The following is a 15,793-nucleotide window of genomic DNA, read 5'->3' as shown; positions in this document are numbered from 1 at the left end:
CCGCACCTTCGCCATGGGCTACGCTACGGGAGTGACGCTGCCCTATTTCTTCCGCAAGGACGGTTCGGTGGGCCCTTTGGCCTTCGCCCACAGAGGGTTCTCGTTGGACGGCCTGGAGAATTCCATGGCCGCGTTCCGGGCAGCAACGGAACTCGGAACTGTGCACCTTGAAACCGACGTCCACACGACGGCCGACGGCGTATTGCTGGTATTCCACGATTCATCCCTGGACCGGGTTACCGATTCAGTGGGCAAGATTTCCGAGCTGACCGCCACCCAAGTTGCTGCTGCCCGAATCGGCGGGGTGGAGCCGGTCCCAACCTTTGATGAGCTGGTTACCGCCCTGCCCCATGCCCGGCTGAACCTGGACGTCAAGGACTGGAACTCGGTGGGTCCCATGGCTGCTGCGATCGAGAAGCATGGTGTCCATGACAGGGTGTTGGTCACCAGCTTTTCGGACAGGCGTCGACGAGCAGTACTTTCCAGGCTGTCCCGTCGGGTGGCTTCCTCTGCCGGCAGCTCGCTGACCGCGCTGTTCGTTGTACTTGGCCCGGTGCTTCCGGCGCCTTTGGCACGCAAGCTGCTTGCCGGCGTCGACGTCTTCCAAGTCCCTGTCCGTTACGGGCGGGTCCCCGTGGTGACCCCGGGGTTCATACGCCGCGCCCATCGCCTGGACAGGCAAGTGCATGTGTGGACCGTCAACGATCCCGTGGAGATGGAGCGTCTCCTGGACCTCGGTGTGGACGGCATCGTGTCCGACCGCCTCGACCTGCTCAAGGAAGTCCTGGTGCGCCGGGGCCAGTGGGCGTAAACCGCCGCGCGAGTTGGCATTAATTGCCATTTCGGCGGGGGTTAGTTGCCGCCCTCGATCGCGGCCGGACGGGTTTGGCTTGCGCGGATCCTCTCCAGGTGGAACTTATTGCTGCGGTCGAAGTTGAAGATGCCGTTCTTCTCCTGGAAAACGTCCGTTAGCTGCGTGTAGCAGTAGCCGAACATGTCCGGGTTATCCAGCAGCACAGAGCAGAGGCCGTCGAAGCGGGTGTAGAACTCTTCCTCGCTGCTGACGCGCTGGCCGTAGCCCCATGAAGTGGATACATCGCTTCCTTTCACCGCCTGGCGGGCTTCAACTTCGTTCCACCAGATGCCACCGAACTCCGAGACGAAGAACGGCTGGCCGGCGTAGGGCACAGAGTATTCCTCGCCGTCGGCTTTGCGGTTGATGTACGGCTTACCCTCGGCCAGGCCTTGCTGTTCAATGCGGAAGCGGTCCGGGTCTTGCTCGTAAGAGTGGGAATCGTAGATGTCCGTTTCCCGGATCCGATGCGCGTAACCGGATGCGTCGATGACAGGCCGGGTGGGGTCGGCGAGCTTGGTGGCCAGGAACATGGCCTCCGTGACGTCATCCAGGACCGTCAACCGATCGTGCAGAATCTGGTGTGTCTCATTGAGGGGGCACCAGCCAATGATCGAGGGGTGGTTGAAGTCGCGCTTGAGCACCTCGAGCCATTGGGCTACGAAGCTCGCCGTGGGTTTCTGGTTGTGGCCTATGGTGCCGCCGCCGGAGACACCCCAGTCACCGAACTCGCCCCACACCAAGTATCCAAGCCGGTCCGCGTGATAGAGGAATCGCTCTTCGAAGACCTTCTGGTGCAGGCGGGCACCGTTGAATCCCGCGGCCATGGACAGCTCGATGTCCCTGACCAGGGCTGCCTCGTCCGGGGAGGTCATGAGCGACTCCGGCCAGTAACCCTGATCCAGGACAAGCCGTTGGAAAACAGCCTTGCCGTTGATGCGGACAACCTTGCCGTCCAACGCAATCGATCGCACGGCTGCGTAGCTGCTGACGTGGTCAACAACCTCGCCGGAGCCGTTCCGCACACTGACCTCGAGGTCGTAGAGGAAAGGATCCTCGATGGACCAGGGCCGGAGGGAGCCCTCCGGAATGCTGAGACGGAGTGACGGAGTGAGGTCAAGATCGGCCTTCGCCGATTCCTCGATCCGCATCCCCGAACCGTCAGTCAGGACGGCGGTAACCGTGTGCCCGCTCCTGTTCTGGCTGACGGGCACCTCCAGGGTGATGCTGGAGTCCGCGAGGTTGGGGGTCATACGGAGCCGCTTGATGTGAACTGCGGGGACGGCTTCCATCCACACCGTCTGCCAAATCCCGGTGGTCCGGGTGTACTGGCAGTGGGTGTTGTTGTACCAAGTGGCCTGCTTGCCACGCGCCTGCATTTCGTGCCGCGAGTCCCTGGCACGCACCACGATCACAGCGTCCGTTCCGGGCTCGACTACTCCTTCGAGGTCCGCAGTGAAGGGCGTGAAGCCGCCGCGGTGGCGGGCTACTTCAACCCCGTTAACCCAAACTGTGGCGTCGTGATCCACGGCGCCAAAGTGCAGCAGGACGTTCTGACCTGCCCATTCCTGAGGGATTGTCACTGTTCGTCGATACCAGACGGCTTCCATGAAATCGACGTGCTCGATCCCCGAAAGGGACGATTCCGGTGCGAACGGAACCAGGATCTCGCTGTTGAGTTCGCGGGTGGTGAGCCCGCGTTCCAGACCGGAGTCACCGGCGTCGATCTCAAAACCCCAGGTTCCGTTGAGGTTCAGCCACTTGTCGCGGACCAATTGCGGACGGGGATGCTCGGGTTTGGGCATGGCGGGGGTCACATTTTGGCTCACAATCAAAAACCTAACGTGCCACGGGGTTGAGTACCACCGGCCGCCGCGCAAGGATGAATACCGTGACCCGATTCCGTTTAGCAATCCTTGACGATTACCAGCAGGTCTCCGGCGATTACGCCCCGTGGGATTCACTGCTCGACGACGGCGTAAAGGTCAGCGTCTTCAGCGCACCTTTCCTTTCGAAAGAGCAAGCCGTGGCCGCCTTGGCGCCGTTCGACATCATTGTGGCGATGCGCGAGCGAACCCGTTTTCCACAGGATGTCCTGGAGTCGCTGCCGAACCTGAAGCTGCTGGTAACCACTGGCATGGCCAACGCTGCGATCGATCTCGAGGCTGCGTCGGAGCGGGGCATCGTAGTGTCTGGAACGGGTGGTTCACCGGCTGCGGCGCCCGAACTGACGTGGGCTTTGCTGCTCGCTTTTGCCCGCAACCTGGCTGTGGAGGAGAACTCGCTGCGGGCCGGCGGCTGGCAGACCGGAGTTGGGTTTGAACTCGAAGGCAAGACGCTTGGAATAGTTGGACTGGGCAAGATCGGCAAGCGGATGGCGGGGTACGCCAAGGCATTCGGGATGGACGTTCTCGCGTGGAGCCAAAACCTCACGGCGGAAACGGCTGAGGCGGCTGGAGCCCGCAAGGTCAGCAAGGAAGAGTTGTTCAGGGAGTCCGACGTCGTGACGCTGCACTTGAGGCTTTCCGAGAGGACCGAGGGCATAGTTGGCTCGGAGGAACTCCGGCTCCTCGGCCCCGACGGCGTGCTGATCAACACCGCCCGCGGCCCCTTGGTGGATGAGGAAGCACTGATCCGAGCCTTGGAAGAGGGGTGGATCCGCGGCGCGGCACTGGATGTCTTCGACGAGGAACCCCTTCCGGCCGGACACGCACTGCTGCATTCCCCGCGGACTGTTCTCTCGCCGCATATCGGCTACGTGACGCACGAGAGCTACCGCCAGTTCTACGGTGGGGCCTTCGAAGATGTGAAGGCGTGGCTTGATGGGGCTCCTGTGCGGGTGCTTGGCGGCTAGCTCCAGCCGTTGCTGTGCGCGCGTCGCACCCGGTAACGCCAAGCGCACCCGGTAACGCCAAGCGCACCCGTTAGCGCCAAGCGCACCCGTTAGCGCCGCTCGCACCCGGTGGGCGTGCTGGCCGCACCCGGTAACGCCAAGCGCACCAGAGGTTACGGGGGCGCGTGGCGGCTATTGGTGCGCCGCTCTGGAAAGAGGGCCTTCCATCGCCAACATTACGCGCTGGGCAAGCGCTTTCCGAGCGAAGCTGGCAAGATGGACCCATGCGTATCCTCATCGCCCCTGACAAGTTCAAGGGATCCCTGACCGCCGCCGAAGCCGCGTCAGCCATGGCCGAAGGCGCACTGCGCGTTTATCCGGATGCCGTAACCACCCAGTTTCCGGTGGCCGATGGCGGCGAAGGCACCTTGGATGCCGCGATTGCCGCGGGCTACGAGGAGCGGAACAACGCAGTCGTGGGCCCCATCCTCAAGCCCGTTGGGGCCTCGTGGGCGATCCGCAAGGATGCCTTCGGCGGCGCAAGCGCAGTCATCGAGACCGCAATGGCTTCCGGCTTGGCGCACATGGAGCCCACCCCTGAGAACTCGCTGCGCGCCCACAGCTACGGCTGCGGCCAGCTGGTAGCGGCAGCCCTCGACGCCGGTGCAACCGAGATCGTGCTCGGATTGGGCGGCTCTGCAATGTCCGACGGCGGCAGCGGCGCCTTGCGTGCATTGGGGCTCAAACCCCTTGATTCGGCCGGCAATGTGGTGCCGCTCGGCGGAGGTTCCCTGACCGACGTCGTTGCTTTGGACGTCTCCGAGCTGGATCCGCGGCTTTCGAGCGTAAAGTTCCGTATCGCCGTCGACGTCCAAAACCCGCTGTACGGCCCGGAAGGTGCCGCCCATGTTTTCGGCCCGCAGAAGGGTGCCGATGAGGACGCCGTTGAAAAGCTCGACGCCGGTCTCCGCAACTGGGCGTCGCTCCTTCGGGAAGCCACTGGCCGCGACGTGAACGTTCCGGGAGCTGGAGCAGCGGGCGGGTTCCCGGCGTCGTTCCTGGCTTTCACTGACGCCGCGCTGGAAGGTGGGTTTGCGCTGGTGGCAGGGCTGACGGGTCTCGCGAAGCACCTTGGCGAGGCCGATCTGGTGATCACCGGCGAGGGCTCCATGGACGAGCAATCGCTCACGGGCAAGGCCCCGATTGCCCTGGCCGACGCCGCGAGCGTGCATGGAATTCCCGTGATTGCAGTGGCTGGACGCATCACGGTGACGCCGGAAGACCTGGCCAAGCACGGCATCGTGGCAGCCGCTCAGTTGCTGGACGTAGCGCAGCGCAAGGATGGCGTTCCGGACGTCGCCGACGCCGTTGCGAACGCCGGGAAATACCTCGCGTGGGCTACGAGCCAGGTGCTCGAAGGCGCCTGATTACTGGCGGTAGCCCTCCACTTCGCTGACTGGTCGTGCCGAAGCGTCGTCAGGGTTCTCTCCTGCGTCCCTCTTTGCCCGGCGTTGGCGCAGCAAGTCCCAGCACTGGTCGAGCTGGGCTTCCAGCTGCGCCAAGCGGGCGGTGCTGTCGCCGCCGCCGTCATCCGACCCGGCAGCATCGCGGAGGCGGTGTTCCTCCTCCACCAGCGATTGAATTCGCTCCATAAGATCCTGATTGTCCATTGTCATGACTCCTCGTAGTGGTTTGCGCGGTTAGTTAGCAACGTAGTCCTGCTGATGGGGTGCGTCTACTGGTAGCCACCGGCATACTTGGCTCATGAAATTCACTACCACCATCGTGGGCGATGGCAACAAGGCGGGCATCGAGGTTCCGGACGAGATCGTTGATGGGCTGGGTGCAGGCAAGCGGCCCCCGGTGGTGGTGACCATCAACGGCCAGAGTTATCGCAGCAGCATCGCCGTGATGGGCGGTAAATATATGGTGGGTGTCAGCTCGGCAAACCGTGAACTGACCGGGGCTGCGGCGGGGGACACCGTGGACGTCGGCCTTGAAGTGGACACCGAACCGCGGGTTATCGAGGTTCCCGAGGACCTGGCCGCCGCGCTGGACTCGGAGCCTGACGCGAAGGCGTTCTACGCCACTTTGAACTACAGCAGCCAACGGCGCTACGTCGAGCCGATCGGTGATGCCAAGACCGAGGAGACGCGCGCCCGGCGGATCGCGAAGGTAGTTTCGGATTTAAAGGCCGGCAAGAAATAGCATCCTTGGGACAGGCTCGTTGGCAAGAACTTGAACTGAATCACGACACGTTCCGTCCTCTGGGTTCACTACTAAGTCGTGACAGGCTGCAGGGCGCACTCCGGATGCGGAACAGCTGCCACAGTCGATGAGGAGATGAGACCCTCTTGTCGGCTGGTCACGGCGCACGAGCAGGGCCCCATCTCTCGGCTGGCCGGCCGTGCGTGTGTCCGCTGGCTCAACGGACAGTGTGGCCGGCTCTGACTTAGACCACCGGGGCCGGCCACATCCGGAGCGTTTTTGGTCCTGGCCTCAGGGCCAACGTTATGATGTCCGGGTTCCGTTTCTTGCCTTGATCGGGCGCTGGAGGATGAAGACCTAATGCTGACGACGCGGCGAATCATGGCCTGCCTGGCGTTCCTTGTCCCGGTTGCCGGGCTTTCAGGGTTCGCGGTGGTCATGGCCTCCAAGATCGTCAAACGGGGTCCCAAGGACTATCGCCGGGCTGAGATGACGGAAGACGGACGACGCATCCGCATCGACTTGGACGACTACACCAAAGCCCCGGGCGACTTCGGCGTTTTCGATCCCGCGACAGAGAAGTACACGCGAGTCGGCGAGGTCACGCTGGTCAATGAGGACAAGAAGTACGTAGAACGGCGGATTGATTCTCTTGGGTCCGCCACAGGGAGTCTAGGGCCAATCGTCGATTGGACCCCGGACGTGTTTTTCGAGCCATCTTCTGTCGGAGGAAGCTACAAAGAGGTGGACGTCCCCACGGAGTATGGTGCGGCGCCTGCATGGCTCTTCGAAGCTGAAAACACGGACGTATGGGTGATCCATATCCATGGCAGCTGGACCGACCGTTCCATCATGTTCAGAGACGTCCACGCATTCAGTCCTTTGGGATTCACCTCCTTGGTCCCCACATTTCGCAGCGACCCGGAGGTTAGCCCACCACAGGCCGAATCGAGTCACCTTGGTCAAACGGAATGGCGTGACGTGGAAAGCGCCGTGTCCTACGCCGTAGCTCATGGAGCCAAGCGCATTGTTCTCTCCGGCTGGTCAATGGGTGGGACCATTGCCCTCCTCACAGCGGAGCACAGCGCCCACCGGGACCGGATCGTAGGGCTTGTCCTGGTAGGCCCCGTCACGAGCTGGCGGAAGGCCATCGCGGCAGGGGCAGTGCGGGCAGGGGTGCCGGCAATTGGTGCCGGCCTTGTTATGCGCCTGTTGGAGGCTCCGTTGTTCGCCAGGATGCTCGGGCTGGAGGAACCGATCGATTTCGATGCACTTGACTGGGTGGACGTACCTAGCCGGGTGGCAGTCCCCACCCTCGTCTTGCACTCCAACGCAGACCAAGAGGTGCCTTGGGAGATCTCGGCCGCGTTCCAACGTGCGAATCCGGCCACCGTCACCTTGATTACACTCCCTGAGGCTCACCATACCCAGGAGTGGAACGCCTCGCCCTCTGCCTTCACCAATGAACTCAAGAGCTGGGTCAGCAAGACGATCCTGAGTTGACTAAAGCTACGTCTGCGCGTCCAGCTTGGCTTCAATGTGGCTGATCCGGCCCTGAACAGACTCCGGGAACTCCATCAAGTTCACCCGCTCGTAGTTGTGCAGGACTATAAGGCTCTTGTAGACGCCATTTTCGAGTGTCTCGTTGAAGAGGTCCCATGCCGGACTGACGCGCGACCGATCTGCGTTAACCCGCATTCTCATCGCAGTCAGCCATAGGGCATCGATCATCCAGAGACGCAACCTAGGGAGCTGCTTGGACAGGAAAAGAATCAGCCACCCCGCCGCCGTCACCGTGAGGCCTATATAGAAAAGGCGGTCGAACCAGGTTCCGATCGCTCGGGCGAAGTCGTCCCAGGGCGAGAAGTAGTACAGCACCACATACGCGATATGGCAGGAAACAGCCACTGCAACCACCATCAAGCCCGCTGAGAATGTTGCGTATGGTCCCTTGGCGTTGTGCCGAAGCATGTAGATGATCCTGAGCACGGTGAACAACAATGCGAACATGTACGTCCCGCTGTACACGGCAGTTGCCAGCTGGTCCATGCGGGTATCGATGAAGTCGGCAGCCGTTGGAGCTTTGCCCGCAATCAGGGAGAAGCTGGCAATCATGACGGGAATGCTCAGCAACGGAGCGTAGTAGGTCCATCTGACAACGGGTACGTTCGCCAAGCGCCGCACGCTGTCGTTGAAGAAGAAGATCGCCAGCAGCGCGAAGATGGCCTGAAGCAGGTTTGTCACGTTGACGCCACCGAGGTGGCTGTCGATGTCCTCCAAGGGTGTCACCGTTCCCAGGACATAGAGCGCCGCGAGTCCGAATACTGACGCCACCCACGACGTCCGGGATTCCGCCACTTTGATCACCGATGGGATCCGAAGGAGGCACAGGGCGCTCAGCAGCGCGAAAAGCAGCAGTTTCATGGTCTGTTAAAGGAAAGGATCAGGATCGGACGAGCTGCGTGAACGGGTCATCTTCGACATCTCGAAAGCGAAGTCCTCCACCCACCGTTCCACGGGATGATTTGGAACGGACCGGCACGTGACACTGATTGCGTCCGCGGTTTCCCGCAGCATCTCCTCGGAGAGGTCCGGCAGAGCCAAGGCCATCTGAAAGCTCTCCAAGTAGATGTGTCCGAGCTCGTGATATATGCAGTGAAGTTTGTATTGTTGCGACTTCTGCGGGGGAAAATAGACGTTGATGCGGTCTTCGAATTCGGCTTTGAATGCCGTCAGCGCACCCCAGGACTCCTTGTACTCGATCAGATTGATCGGCTTCTTGCAGATCACGGCCAGGCGGTCCACAACTTCCTTCATGGACGTGGTGCCGTCACCGCATAACTCTCGAACCTTGTCCTGAACCGACGGGAGAGTCATTCATCCTCACCGTTCATCGACGCATCGATAATCCTGGTGATTGTCCTTAGCGTTTCGGGCGAAGTTGCCCCAAGGTTTCTCGCGGCAAAATTCTTCACCTTGAGCTTGCGCATCTGCACAAGGAACTCCATCCGCGCTTCTACCTCGGGAGGAGTCTCACTGTTGAGATCAACGAGGTAACTGGCTGGTACGGAAAAAACGAGCTCGGCGATGCCCTTCAGGAGTTCTTGATCCGTCACCAGGCTGCCAGTGCCATTGATTAAGTAAGACCACCGTGTTCGCGACATGTGGATTCCGTGAGCAGAAAGTGCTTCCTCGACATGAGGGTAAGTGAGCGCCGTGTTGTTATCGGACTCCCAGATATCCACCAGGATGCCCATGCGATCCGCCAGGCGCTCTTTCTTCTGTTGTTGCGTTAGGAACACTCTGGGGGCCCCATTTGCCATCGTTAAAGCTCCTTCAGCCAAGGTCAGCTGTTTATGGTGCGACCGCTGCACAGAGCAGGCGGACAGCCGACAAAGAATTTTACCTGATGCTGTTCACAGCGTATAGGCCATGAGTTACAACTGAGTTGTACATGTGCGGAGCATGTCTGTAGGCTGTCGCTTACTTGATTTCTTGGGGGATTCAAGTCCACACCGCCGAAACCCGCCCTGGGGACAGGTTCTCAGGAGCCGGGTTTCGGCGGCACTTACCGTGGCACTGTCACGAACCCTGCCGGCATCTCTCGTCCCCGGAGCGGATCCTGCTCAGATTACCTGCGCTATCTTGCGTAATGAATCACCCCGGTGCGCCACATAAAGCGCGGGAGAGAAGTGGCGCTTGAGGGGATGATCTGTGGTGCAAAAGGACTGTCGGAACGACCACTGCCTGGAGGGGTGGATCTGGAAGCAAGTCGGTGAGTTCCCTGATGGGCCTTGCCCGGATTGCGTGGCCGAGGACCAGGGTCAATCTGGGGACCAGGACCAACTCGGGAAACCGTCCGGCCCAAGCGTGCTGAGGAGTTGGCAGCGCAGGGTCCTCCGCAGATAAGCGCGTCTCTTTAGGCGACCGCCGCCGTCGATGCCTTCCGCGCTATCAGCGCGACGCCCGCTGAGGATGCGAGGAAGACAGCACCCAAGACTGCCCACCCCAGCGCACCATGTTCTACCACCGTGGCGGTCACCACGAGCGGTGCAAGCATGGCGCCCAGCGCTGATCCCATACCGAACATCCCTTGGTAAGCGCCGGCTTGGAGTGGGTTGGCGAGCTCGAAGCTGAGTCCCCAGGCTCCCGCTTGCGAGAGGATTTCCGCAAACGCATGAAGGAGAGCTGCGCCGCACAGCAGGGCGATGGCGGCGATGACCGGCGCTCCGCCCGCCGCTGCGTAGAGCACGCAGGCTACGGCCATGAGCACCCCACCAGTCAGCACGATCTTTCCTGCACGGCGAGGGTGGTCGGTGCCCCGGGAGAGCGGCACTTGCAGCAGGACGACACACACGGTGTTGATGACAAGGATGACGGATATCAGGACCTCCGGGGCACTGGTGTCCTGTGAAATCCACAACGGAACACCCATTTCGGCGAGTCCGAACTGCATGCCAAAAATACCGGACAACACGGTCAGCAGTACGTAGCGACGGTCCCTGAAGGGGGAGATTCCGCGCTTCGGTGCCGGGGCGGCGGGATCACGGCGCGGTGCGTCTACACGCTGTGGGAGGCGGCGGAGGTGCAGGGCGCTCAGGATGTAGACCACGCCGGCACTGATCATCATTCCCCGGAATGCGTCGGCGGTTCCGGCCAACAGTGCGAGTCCGGCAATCATGCCTCCAACAGCAATGCCGAGGTTGGTGACGGTGCGGAGGACTGCGCGCGCATTCACACGGTGAGGGCCGTCGAAAGCCCTGGCGATGATTGCGGAACGCGTGGCGTTCGCACCCCGATCGAGGCCTACCGCGATGCAGGCAAGCACGACGGCGGTACTGAAGTTGCCGGCGAACGTGTAGGTTGCGATCGCGAGGCCTTGGGTGGCTACCATCCCGACCAAGAGCCGACGCGCGGAAAAGTGGTCGGCAAGTCGACCGCCGATATACGAAGTTGCGACGCCGACGCCGCTGGAAACCGAGAGGATCACTGCGATTTCCACGGCGTTCAGGCCGACAAAGCGGCTGAAGTACAGCACGGTCAGGGTAAGGAAGATGCCGCGGCCCAGTGTGGAAACGAGGATGGCTGAAGCGAGGATCTTGAGGGTGGAATCGGAGAGTGCCACGCGGAGGGTGCGCTGTGGGGCAGGAGCGGTGTCTGCGGGGGATTTAGTCACACCCATAGTTCTGCCACCCCCTGACAGCGGCTGGAATTGATGTAGCGTAATGCTTCATGTTGAGGTACGAATTGTCAGACGCAGACCTGGGCGGCGTGCGTTTTGGCATCTCGCCTTTGTGCGAACTTGGACTTTCCTTGAGGGCTATTCGCGATCCCAGCCAGTACCCACTTCAACTACCTTGGTTGCGTCGGACAGAAGAGGCCCGTTCGCGCCTGGACCACGAGGGTTTGCTGGCCCTGGTTGATGACCGATTGTGGACGCCGGACTTCCTGAACCCCCGGCCTGAGTCCCCACTCACCCGGATCGACGACGAGTTCGCGGCATTGGAGCGGATTTCCGCCGAGCAGTTTCATGGTGACCTCATCCGGGTGCACGGCGATGTTCCGGCTGTTTTCGCCGGCCCTGTAGGTCCGGCGATCCGACGAATGGTCCGTATCCTCCGGGAGTTCTGGGACACCTGTTTCGCCCCGCACTGGCTGCGGATGCGCACCATCCTGGAAGCGGATATCGTCTACCGCGGCCGGCAGATTGCGCAGGGCGGCCTGTTCACCATGCTCAACGATTTGTCCGGTGCAGTGGAGTTCGACGGCCGCGTCATTTCCGTGAGGCTGAAGAACCCGGCGTCGCGGACCGAAACGACTGACGGTCTGGGGTTGACCCTTGTTCCCACCATGTTCACCCGCAGGGCTTCTGCTCCCGTGAACCACGGCGACCCGCCGCTGCTGATGTACCCGGCCCGGGGCCAAGGTGCCATGTGGGAGACCGAGCGGGTCACGAATCCGGCCGCGATAGTCGCCGTGTTGGGTGAGGTTCGGACCAGCCTGCTCACGGCCCTGGCTGCTCCCGCCTCGTCCACCGAGTTGGGCCTTCGTTTCGGCGTCACAACGTCCGCCGTGAATCAGCATCTCAGAGTGCTCCGAGACGCCGGACTCGTGACCTCAACCCGCTACGGACACAGCGTGCTCTACTTCAGGAGCGAGCTGGGCGCGTCGTTGCTGTTGGGGTGATCGCTGAGGCGGCCCGACGGCGGCAGGCGGGTGCCGCCGTCGTGCGTTCAGTCTTTGCGCAGACTGTATGTGCTGACTACGTTGCCCTTACTGGTGGCGTACTGGTTCTCGAGAACGAGCCGGTGCAGGGGATCGCCGTCTTCGAAAAGTCGTCGCCCGCTGCCGGCCACCACAGGGTGTGTCATCAGGGTGAGCTCGTCGAGGATGCCCGCGAACAGCAGCTGTCGGACCAAGGAGATGCTGCCGCAGACAGCGATTTCGCCGCCTTCCCGCGCCTTCAGGTCGGTGACGAACTGCTCAACATCACCCTCGATCAGGTGCGAGTTCTCCCATTCAAGGGGCTCGGTGAGGGTGCGGGATGCAACGAACTTCTCCACAGGGTTGATGAAGGCTGCAAAGTCGTCGTCTTGCTGCGCGTTCGGCCAATAGCCAGCCCACTCCTGGTAGCTGACGCGACCCAGAACCACGGTGTCCACCGTGTTGATCATTTTGGTCAGTCCCGCGCCGAGCTCTTCGTCGAAGCTGTCGAACTGGAACTTGAAGGGGTCCTGCACCACGCCGTCCACTGAGTGGAAAAGGCCAGCGGTAACTTTGCGCATCTGTGTCTCCTGTTGGGCGGCGGCGTTGAACGGCGCTGTTAGGCGGCGCGGCTGGTGGTTTGGAGGATGCGGGGCGCAAGGGCCGTCACGTTGCCGAACTCTGCGGGCAGACGGACCGGCACCTCGTGGAGCGCGGCGTACCCTTGGAGTTGATCCAACGCGTCCTCATCAATGGTCGCTTGGGTAAGGTCCATTTCAACTCCGAGGCCACCGCCCAGGCTCTTGGTCCGTTGGACCACGGGGTAGAGCCCCTGGAGGCTCAAAGTGGTCACACGACCGGTCGCTGCGATCTGGATCAGTTCGCCGTCAACGTCGACGCGAACAACTACGGAGAGCTTGTCGCTGGCCAATGTACTGCCTTTCATCCTTGCTGCCACGCTGCAGCGCCCCCCAGCGTATGCGTCGGGTGTGACCTGCGCAACATTACGACGGCGGAACTGCCGCCAGCGCTGCGGTCACATAGCACGTATTTCTGCGAGGAAACTGTATTCTCTACCGAGAGGCCTCTATCAGGCCATCCATAGCCTGAATATTGGGGGAGAAGTGCGCTCAAATACCGACGCTGGCGTGCCGGAAAAGTCTCGTCAACATAGGCTTTTGTCCAAGCTGACGGCTGCGCTTGTGGCCGTGCTGTTGATGATGGTCGGGCTCCCTGCCCTGCCGGCCCAGGCCGCCACAGCGGCGAGCGAAGCTCCCCAACTCACAGCCGTGGAGTTGGTCTCTGCAGCCCAACTAGCGCCTGGGCAGACTGCGAAGGTGCGATTTACTTTGAGCCAACCGGCTCAAAGTGTCGTATTCAGCTACTACGACGAGTCGCTCTCGGAGACCCGCCAAATCAAGTGGTCGGGGAATCCCGGCCCGGGCGCCTTTACCGCGGAAGCCTCGGCGGTCGTTGGCGGTGATGACTACTACGACGGCCTATACAGGTTGTCCTCCATTGACGTGAAATACGAGAAGCCAGGCGTGGATTACCCTTATGTCCGGTTCCTCCGCAATAGCACCTATGAGGCCTTAAACGTAGACGGCGCCGGGGACCCTCGCCTTCAGTCACTGGACTTTGTTATCAAGAACCCGTCTCGTGTCCTGCTTGTACCGCAAAATACCCTTGCGCCTAGCTTTGCAGCCAGGATGGATCTTGACTGGAGTCGGGCGGTTCAAGGAACGATTTCCCCGGGCTCGTGGACCACAGGCGTCAATATCATCAAGGTGCAATGGGTTGTGGACGGCCTGGTTGAGAATTACGGCACCATGGCCTCGACGAAACCCTTCGTTGGTTGGGCATCCTCGCCTAATTACGGGAAGAACCTCAAGCTTCGGATCACCACCATTACGCCCGGTTTCAAATCAGTATCCGCAGAGTCGGTGCCGTACCTGTTCGTTGCCGCCAGCCCAAGCCGTGGATCGGTTCCACGTTGAATACCAACTTTGATGTCGCGTCCATTAAGGGCATTCCCCTCGGCGCGAAACCCAAAGTGGAAGTGCTTTGGCGAACACTTTCGACGTCCTATGCTGGATCACCGGCGGCTCCCGGCGCGAGCTACCTGGTCAAAGACTCAGATGGCGGGGGTTCAATATCGGCTCTAGTCGTCATTTCCCTTGACGGCAAAATTGTTGGTCGTTTCGGCAGTGAATGGACGGCCGAAGTGACTAACCCTGCTCCGTCGCGACAGTTTGAGAGTAGGGGAGTCAGCGACTATTACATGGTTCGAAGTGCTGATGGGAGGCTGTGGGAGTGGGGCCCGTATTTTGGAGCGTTCCCCAGGGAAATCGGAACGGGGTGGAATGTCTTTGACAAGATCTTCTCCCCCGGCGACTTCAACGAGGATGGGTTCCCCGATGTCATGGCCCGGAAACCGTCCGGAGAATTGTGGATGTATCCCACCGACGGACAGTCGTGGTGGAAACCCGCGTCCGTGGTGGGCGTCGGCTGGCAGGGAATGACTGAACTCATTGCTCCCGGCGATTTCGACTCGGATGGCCACGACGACGTCCTGGCGAAGGACCGCGACGGCAGGCTGCTCCTTTACCCCGGCAACGGCAAGGGCGGCTGGTTGGCTCCCCGACAAGTTGGTGCTGGTTGGAATATGTTCAAAAGGGTCTTCTCGCCCGGTGACTTCGACGGAGACTCGCACGCAGACCTCCTCGCCACGAACAGCAGTGGCCAGCTGTTCCTCTATTCCTCAAACGGCAGGGGAGGATGGCTAGGCGCCAAGGTGATCGGCTCCGGTTGGCAGTCCTTCAAAACGATCTATAGCGCAGGAGATAGGGACGGCGACGGCTGGCACGACGTTCTGGGTGTCGATGGCGCAGGGTACATGTACGTCTACCCATTCAAATCGGGTAACTGGAAGCCGCGCTATTTGGTTGGCGCGGACTGGGACGTCTTCACCGCACTGTTCTAGGCAGCGGGCAACTTTGTAGCGAAACGGCAAGTGCCGCCGTCGTACTTCCTGAAAGTACGACGGCGGCACTTGCCGTAAGTGGGCAGGGCCCGTTAAGCGGTTTGGCCGGCGTGCTGGCCCTCGGAGATCTCCTCCACAACCTTGCTGTTGAAGGCGGGGAGGTCGTCCGGAGTGCGGCTGGTAACCAGGCCTTGGTCCACAACGACTTCTTCGTCCGTCCAGTTGGCGCCCGCGTTCTTCAGGTCGGTTTGGAGCGTGTGGTATGAGGTGACGTTGCGGCCCTTGATGACGCCGGCGTCGATGAGGATCCATGGTCCGTGGCAGATGGAAGCCACCGGCTTGTGTTGCTCAAAGAACGCGCGGGTGAAGTTCTGCGCATCCTTGTCGACGCGGAGATGATCGGCGTTGACGACGCCGCCGGGGAGGACCAGCGCGTCGAAGTTGGAGGCATCCGCGTCGGCCACTGCAAGGTCGACGTCGAACGTGTCGCCTTTGTCCACGCCGTTGAATCCCTGGATTTTTCCCTTGGAGGGGGCCACAAGGGTGGGCTCGCCGCCGGCGTCCTTGACGGCCTGCCACGGGCTGGTGAGCTCCACCTGCTCCACGCCGTCAGTCAGCAGAAATGCGACCTTCTTGCCTGCGATGTTGTGTTCTGACATTGTTCCTCCTCGTTGCGCAGCGGGGTGCTTTTTGGGCGATGCCGCCGCTGTGA

17 protein-coding genes are annotated in these 15,793 nt (G+C 61.4%); 8 read left to right on the top strand and 9 right to left on the bottom strand.

All coding sequences use genetic code 11. The annotated features are described in order from the left end of the window. The first annotated feature begins 13 nt into the window (after positions 1-13). Positions 14-811, top strand: coding sequence for a glycerophosphodiester phosphodiesterase (locus J3A64_RS17915; protein WP_011772845.1), 798 nt, complete (start codon positions 14-16; stop codon positions 809-811). Between the two features lie 41 nt (positions 812-852). Here the strand turns inward: J3A64_RS17915 and J3A64_RS17910 are convergent, their stop codons facing one another. Next, positions 853-2,670: a glycoside hydrolase family 2 protein gene (locus tag J3A64_RS17910; protein WP_210066241.1), complete on the bottom strand. Its 1,818-nt coding sequence runs from the start codon at positions 2,668-2,670 to the stop codon at positions 853-855. A 65-nt stretch (positions 2,671-2,735) separates the two neighbouring features. On the opposite strand from J3A64_RS17910, the gene J3A64_RS17905 reads away from it, so the two are divergent. Then, positions 2,736-3,707 (top strand): D-2-hydroxyacid dehydrogenase family protein, encoded by a 972-nt coding sequence (locus tag J3A64_RS17905; RefSeq protein ID WP_210066238.1) that lies wholly within the window; start codon positions 2,736-2,738, stop codon positions 3,705-3,707. Between the two features lie 263 nt (positions 3,708-3,970). Further along, positions 3,971-5,113 (top strand): glycerate kinase, encoded by a 1,143-nt coding sequence (locus tag J3A64_RS17900; protein ID WP_043805651.1) that lies wholly within the window; start codon positions 3,971-3,973, stop codon positions 5,111-5,113. Here the strand turns inward: J3A64_RS17900 and J3A64_RS17895 are convergent, their stop codons facing one another. Continuing rightward, on the bottom strand, positions 5,114-5,356 hold the full coding sequence (locus tag J3A64_RS17895; RefSeq protein WP_210066236.1) for a DUF2630 family protein: 243 nt from the start codon (positions 5,354-5,356) through the stop codon (positions 5,114-5,116). Between the two features lie 94 nt (positions 5,357-5,450). Between J3A64_RS17895 and J3A64_RS17890 the strand changes: the two genes are divergently transcribed. Together J3A64_RS17890 and J3A64_RS17885 are read left to right on the top strand one after the other, a co-directional pair. Continuing rightward, positions 5,451-5,894 (top strand): YdeI/OmpD-associated family protein, encoded by a 444-nt coding sequence (locus J3A64_RS17890; RefSeq protein WP_011772850.1) that lies wholly within the window; start codon positions 5,451-5,453, stop codon positions 5,892-5,894. Between the two features lie 360 nt (positions 5,895-6,254). Then, the gene (locus J3A64_RS17885) at positions 6,255-7,397 is read left to right on the top strand and encodes a S9 family peptidase (RefSeq protein WP_210065192.1); all 1,143 of its coding nucleotides are present in this window, start codon (positions 6,255-6,257) and stop codon (positions 7,395-7,397) included. 6 nt (positions 7,398-7,403) lie between these two features. Here the strand turns inward: J3A64_RS17885 and J3A64_RS17880 are convergent, their stop codons facing one another. The 4 genes from J3A64_RS17880 to J3A64_RS17865 all read right to left on the bottom strand — a co-directional run bounded on the left by J3A64_RS17880 (position 7,404) and on the right by J3A64_RS17865 (position 11,076). Then, positions 7,404-8,318, bottom strand: a complete 915-nt coding sequence (locus J3A64_RS17880) for a hypothetical protein (RefSeq protein WP_286176386.1) — start codon at positions 8,316-8,318, stop codon at positions 7,404-7,406. A 6-nt stretch (positions 8,319-8,324) separates the two neighbouring features. Then, on the bottom strand, positions 8,325-8,771 hold the full coding sequence (locus J3A64_RS17875; RefSeq protein ID WP_210065190.1) for a hypothetical protein: 447 nt from the start codon (positions 8,769-8,771) through the stop codon (positions 8,325-8,327). Next, a complete protein-coding gene (locus J3A64_RS17870) occupies positions 8,768-9,238 on the bottom strand; it encodes a hypothetical protein (RefSeq protein ID WP_238324448.1) in 471 nt (156 codons plus the stop codon). The genes J3A64_RS17875 and J3A64_RS17870 overlap by 4 nt, the downstream gene beginning before the upstream one ends. Before the next feature lie 575 nt (positions 9,239-9,813). Continuing rightward, positions 9,814-11,076 (bottom strand): MFS transporter, encoded by a 1,263-nt coding sequence (locus tag J3A64_RS17865; protein WP_210065188.1) that lies wholly within the window; start codon positions 11,074-11,076, stop codon positions 9,814-9,816. A gap of 50 nt (positions 11,077-11,126) precedes the next feature. Here J3A64_RS17865 and J3A64_RS17860 point away from each other — a divergent pair, with 50 nt between their 5' ends. After that, a complete protein-coding gene (locus J3A64_RS17860; RefSeq protein WP_210065187.1) occupies positions 11,127-12,080 on the top strand; it encodes a DUF5937 family protein in 954 nt (317 codons plus the stop codon). Between the two features lie 47 nt (positions 12,081-12,127). Here the strand turns inward: J3A64_RS17860 and J3A64_RS17855 are convergent, their stop codons facing one another. Both J3A64_RS17855 and J3A64_RS17850 read right to left on the bottom strand, forming a co-directional pair. Continuing rightward, a complete protein-coding gene (locus J3A64_RS17855) occupies positions 12,128-12,679 on the bottom strand; it encodes a dihydrofolate reductase family protein (protein WP_210065185.1) in 552 nt (183 codons plus the stop codon). 38 nt (positions 12,680-12,717) lie between these two features. Further along, positions 12,718-13,044, bottom strand: coding sequence for a hypothetical protein (locus J3A64_RS17850; protein WP_014920328.1), 327 nt, complete (start codon positions 13,042-13,044; stop codon positions 12,718-12,720). Between the two features lie 232 nt (positions 13,045-13,276). On the opposite strand from J3A64_RS17850, the gene J3A64_RS23775 reads away from it, so the two are divergent. Both J3A64_RS23775 and J3A64_RS23770 read left to right on the top strand, forming a co-directional pair. Continuing rightward, positions 13,277-14,095: a hypothetical protein gene (locus J3A64_RS23775; protein ID WP_286176385.1), complete on the top strand. Its 819-nt coding sequence runs from the start codon at positions 13,277-13,279 to the stop codon at positions 14,093-14,095. A 284-nt stretch (positions 14,096-14,379) separates the two neighbouring features. Further along, complete coding sequence (locus J3A64_RS23770; protein WP_286176384.1) at positions 14,380-15,081, top strand: VCBS repeat-containing protein; 702 nt, start codon at positions 14,380-14,382, stop codon at positions 15,079-15,081. 92 nt (positions 15,082-15,173) lie between these two features. Here the strand turns inward: J3A64_RS23770 and J3A64_RS17840 are convergent, their stop codons facing one another. Next, entirely contained in the window at positions 15,174-15,740 is a 567-nt protein-coding gene (locus J3A64_RS17840) for a type 1 glutamine amidotransferase domain-containing protein (RefSeq protein ID WP_210065183.1), read from the bottom strand. Between the last annotated feature and the right edge of the window lie 53 nt (positions 15,741-15,793).

It is taken from the genome of Pseudarthrobacter sp. PvP004 (genome assembly GCF_017876035.1).
Lineage (GTDB): Bacteria > Actinomycetota > Actinomycetes > Actinomycetales > Micrococcaceae > Arthrobacter > Arthrobacter aurescens_A.
The sequence above is the reverse complement of the archived record's forward strand: the minus strand, read 5'-3'. Positions and strand labels throughout refer to the sequence as shown.

Coding starts and splice junctions, on each gene's coding strand:
- J3A64_RS17915 (WP_011772845.1), top strand. CDS start 14: ATGGGCTACGCTACGGGAGTGACGCTGCCCTATTTCTTCCGCAAGGAC.
- J3A64_RS17905 (WP_210066238.1), top strand. CDS start 2,736: ATGAATACCGTGACCCGATTCCGTTTAGCAATCCTTGACGATTACCAG.
- J3A64_RS17850 (WP_014920328.1), bottom strand. CDS start 13,044: ATGAAAGGCAGTACATTGGCCAGCGACAAGCTCTCCGTAGTTGTTCGC.
- J3A64_RS17875 (WP_210065190.1), bottom strand. CDS start 8,771: ATGACTCTCCCGTCGGTTCAGGACAAGGTTCGAGAGTTATGCGGTGAC.
- J3A64_RS17900 (WP_043805651.1), top strand. CDS start 3,971: ATGCGTATCCTCATCGCCCCTGACAAGTTCAAGGGATCCCTGACCGCC.
- J3A64_RS23770 (WP_286176384.1), top strand. CDS start 14,380: ATGGTTCGAAGTGCTGATGGGAGGCTGTGGGAGTGGGGCCCGTATTTT.
- J3A64_RS17885 (WP_210065192.1), top strand. CDS start 6,255: ATGCTGACGACGCGGCGAATCATGGCCTGCCTGGCGTTCCTTGTCCCG.
- J3A64_RS17855 (WP_210065185.1), bottom strand. CDS start 12,679: ATGCGCAAAGTTACCGCTGGCCTTTTCCACTCAGTGGACGGCGTGGTG.
- J3A64_RS17840 (WP_210065183.1), bottom strand. CDS start 15,740: ATGTCAGAACACAACATCGCAGGCAAGAAGGTCGCATTTCTGCTGACT.
- J3A64_RS17860 (WP_210065187.1), top strand. CDS start 11,127: ATGTTGAGGTACGAATTGTCAGACGCAGACCTGGGCGGCGTGCGTTTT.
- J3A64_RS17895 (WP_210066236.1), bottom strand. CDS start 5,356: ATGGACAATCAGGATCTTATGGAGCGAATTCAATCGCTGGTGGAGGAG.
- J3A64_RS17890 (WP_011772850.1), top strand. CDS start 5,451: ATGAAATTCACTACCACCATCGTGGGCGATGGCAACAAGGCGGGCATC.
- J3A64_RS17865 (WP_210065188.1), bottom strand. CDS start 11,076: ATGGGTGTGACTAAATCCCCCGCAGACACCGCTCCTGCCCCACAGCGC.
- J3A64_RS17880 (WP_286176386.1), bottom strand. CDS start 8,318: ATGAAACTGCTGCTTTTCGCGCTGCTGAGCGCCCTGTGCCTCCTTCGG.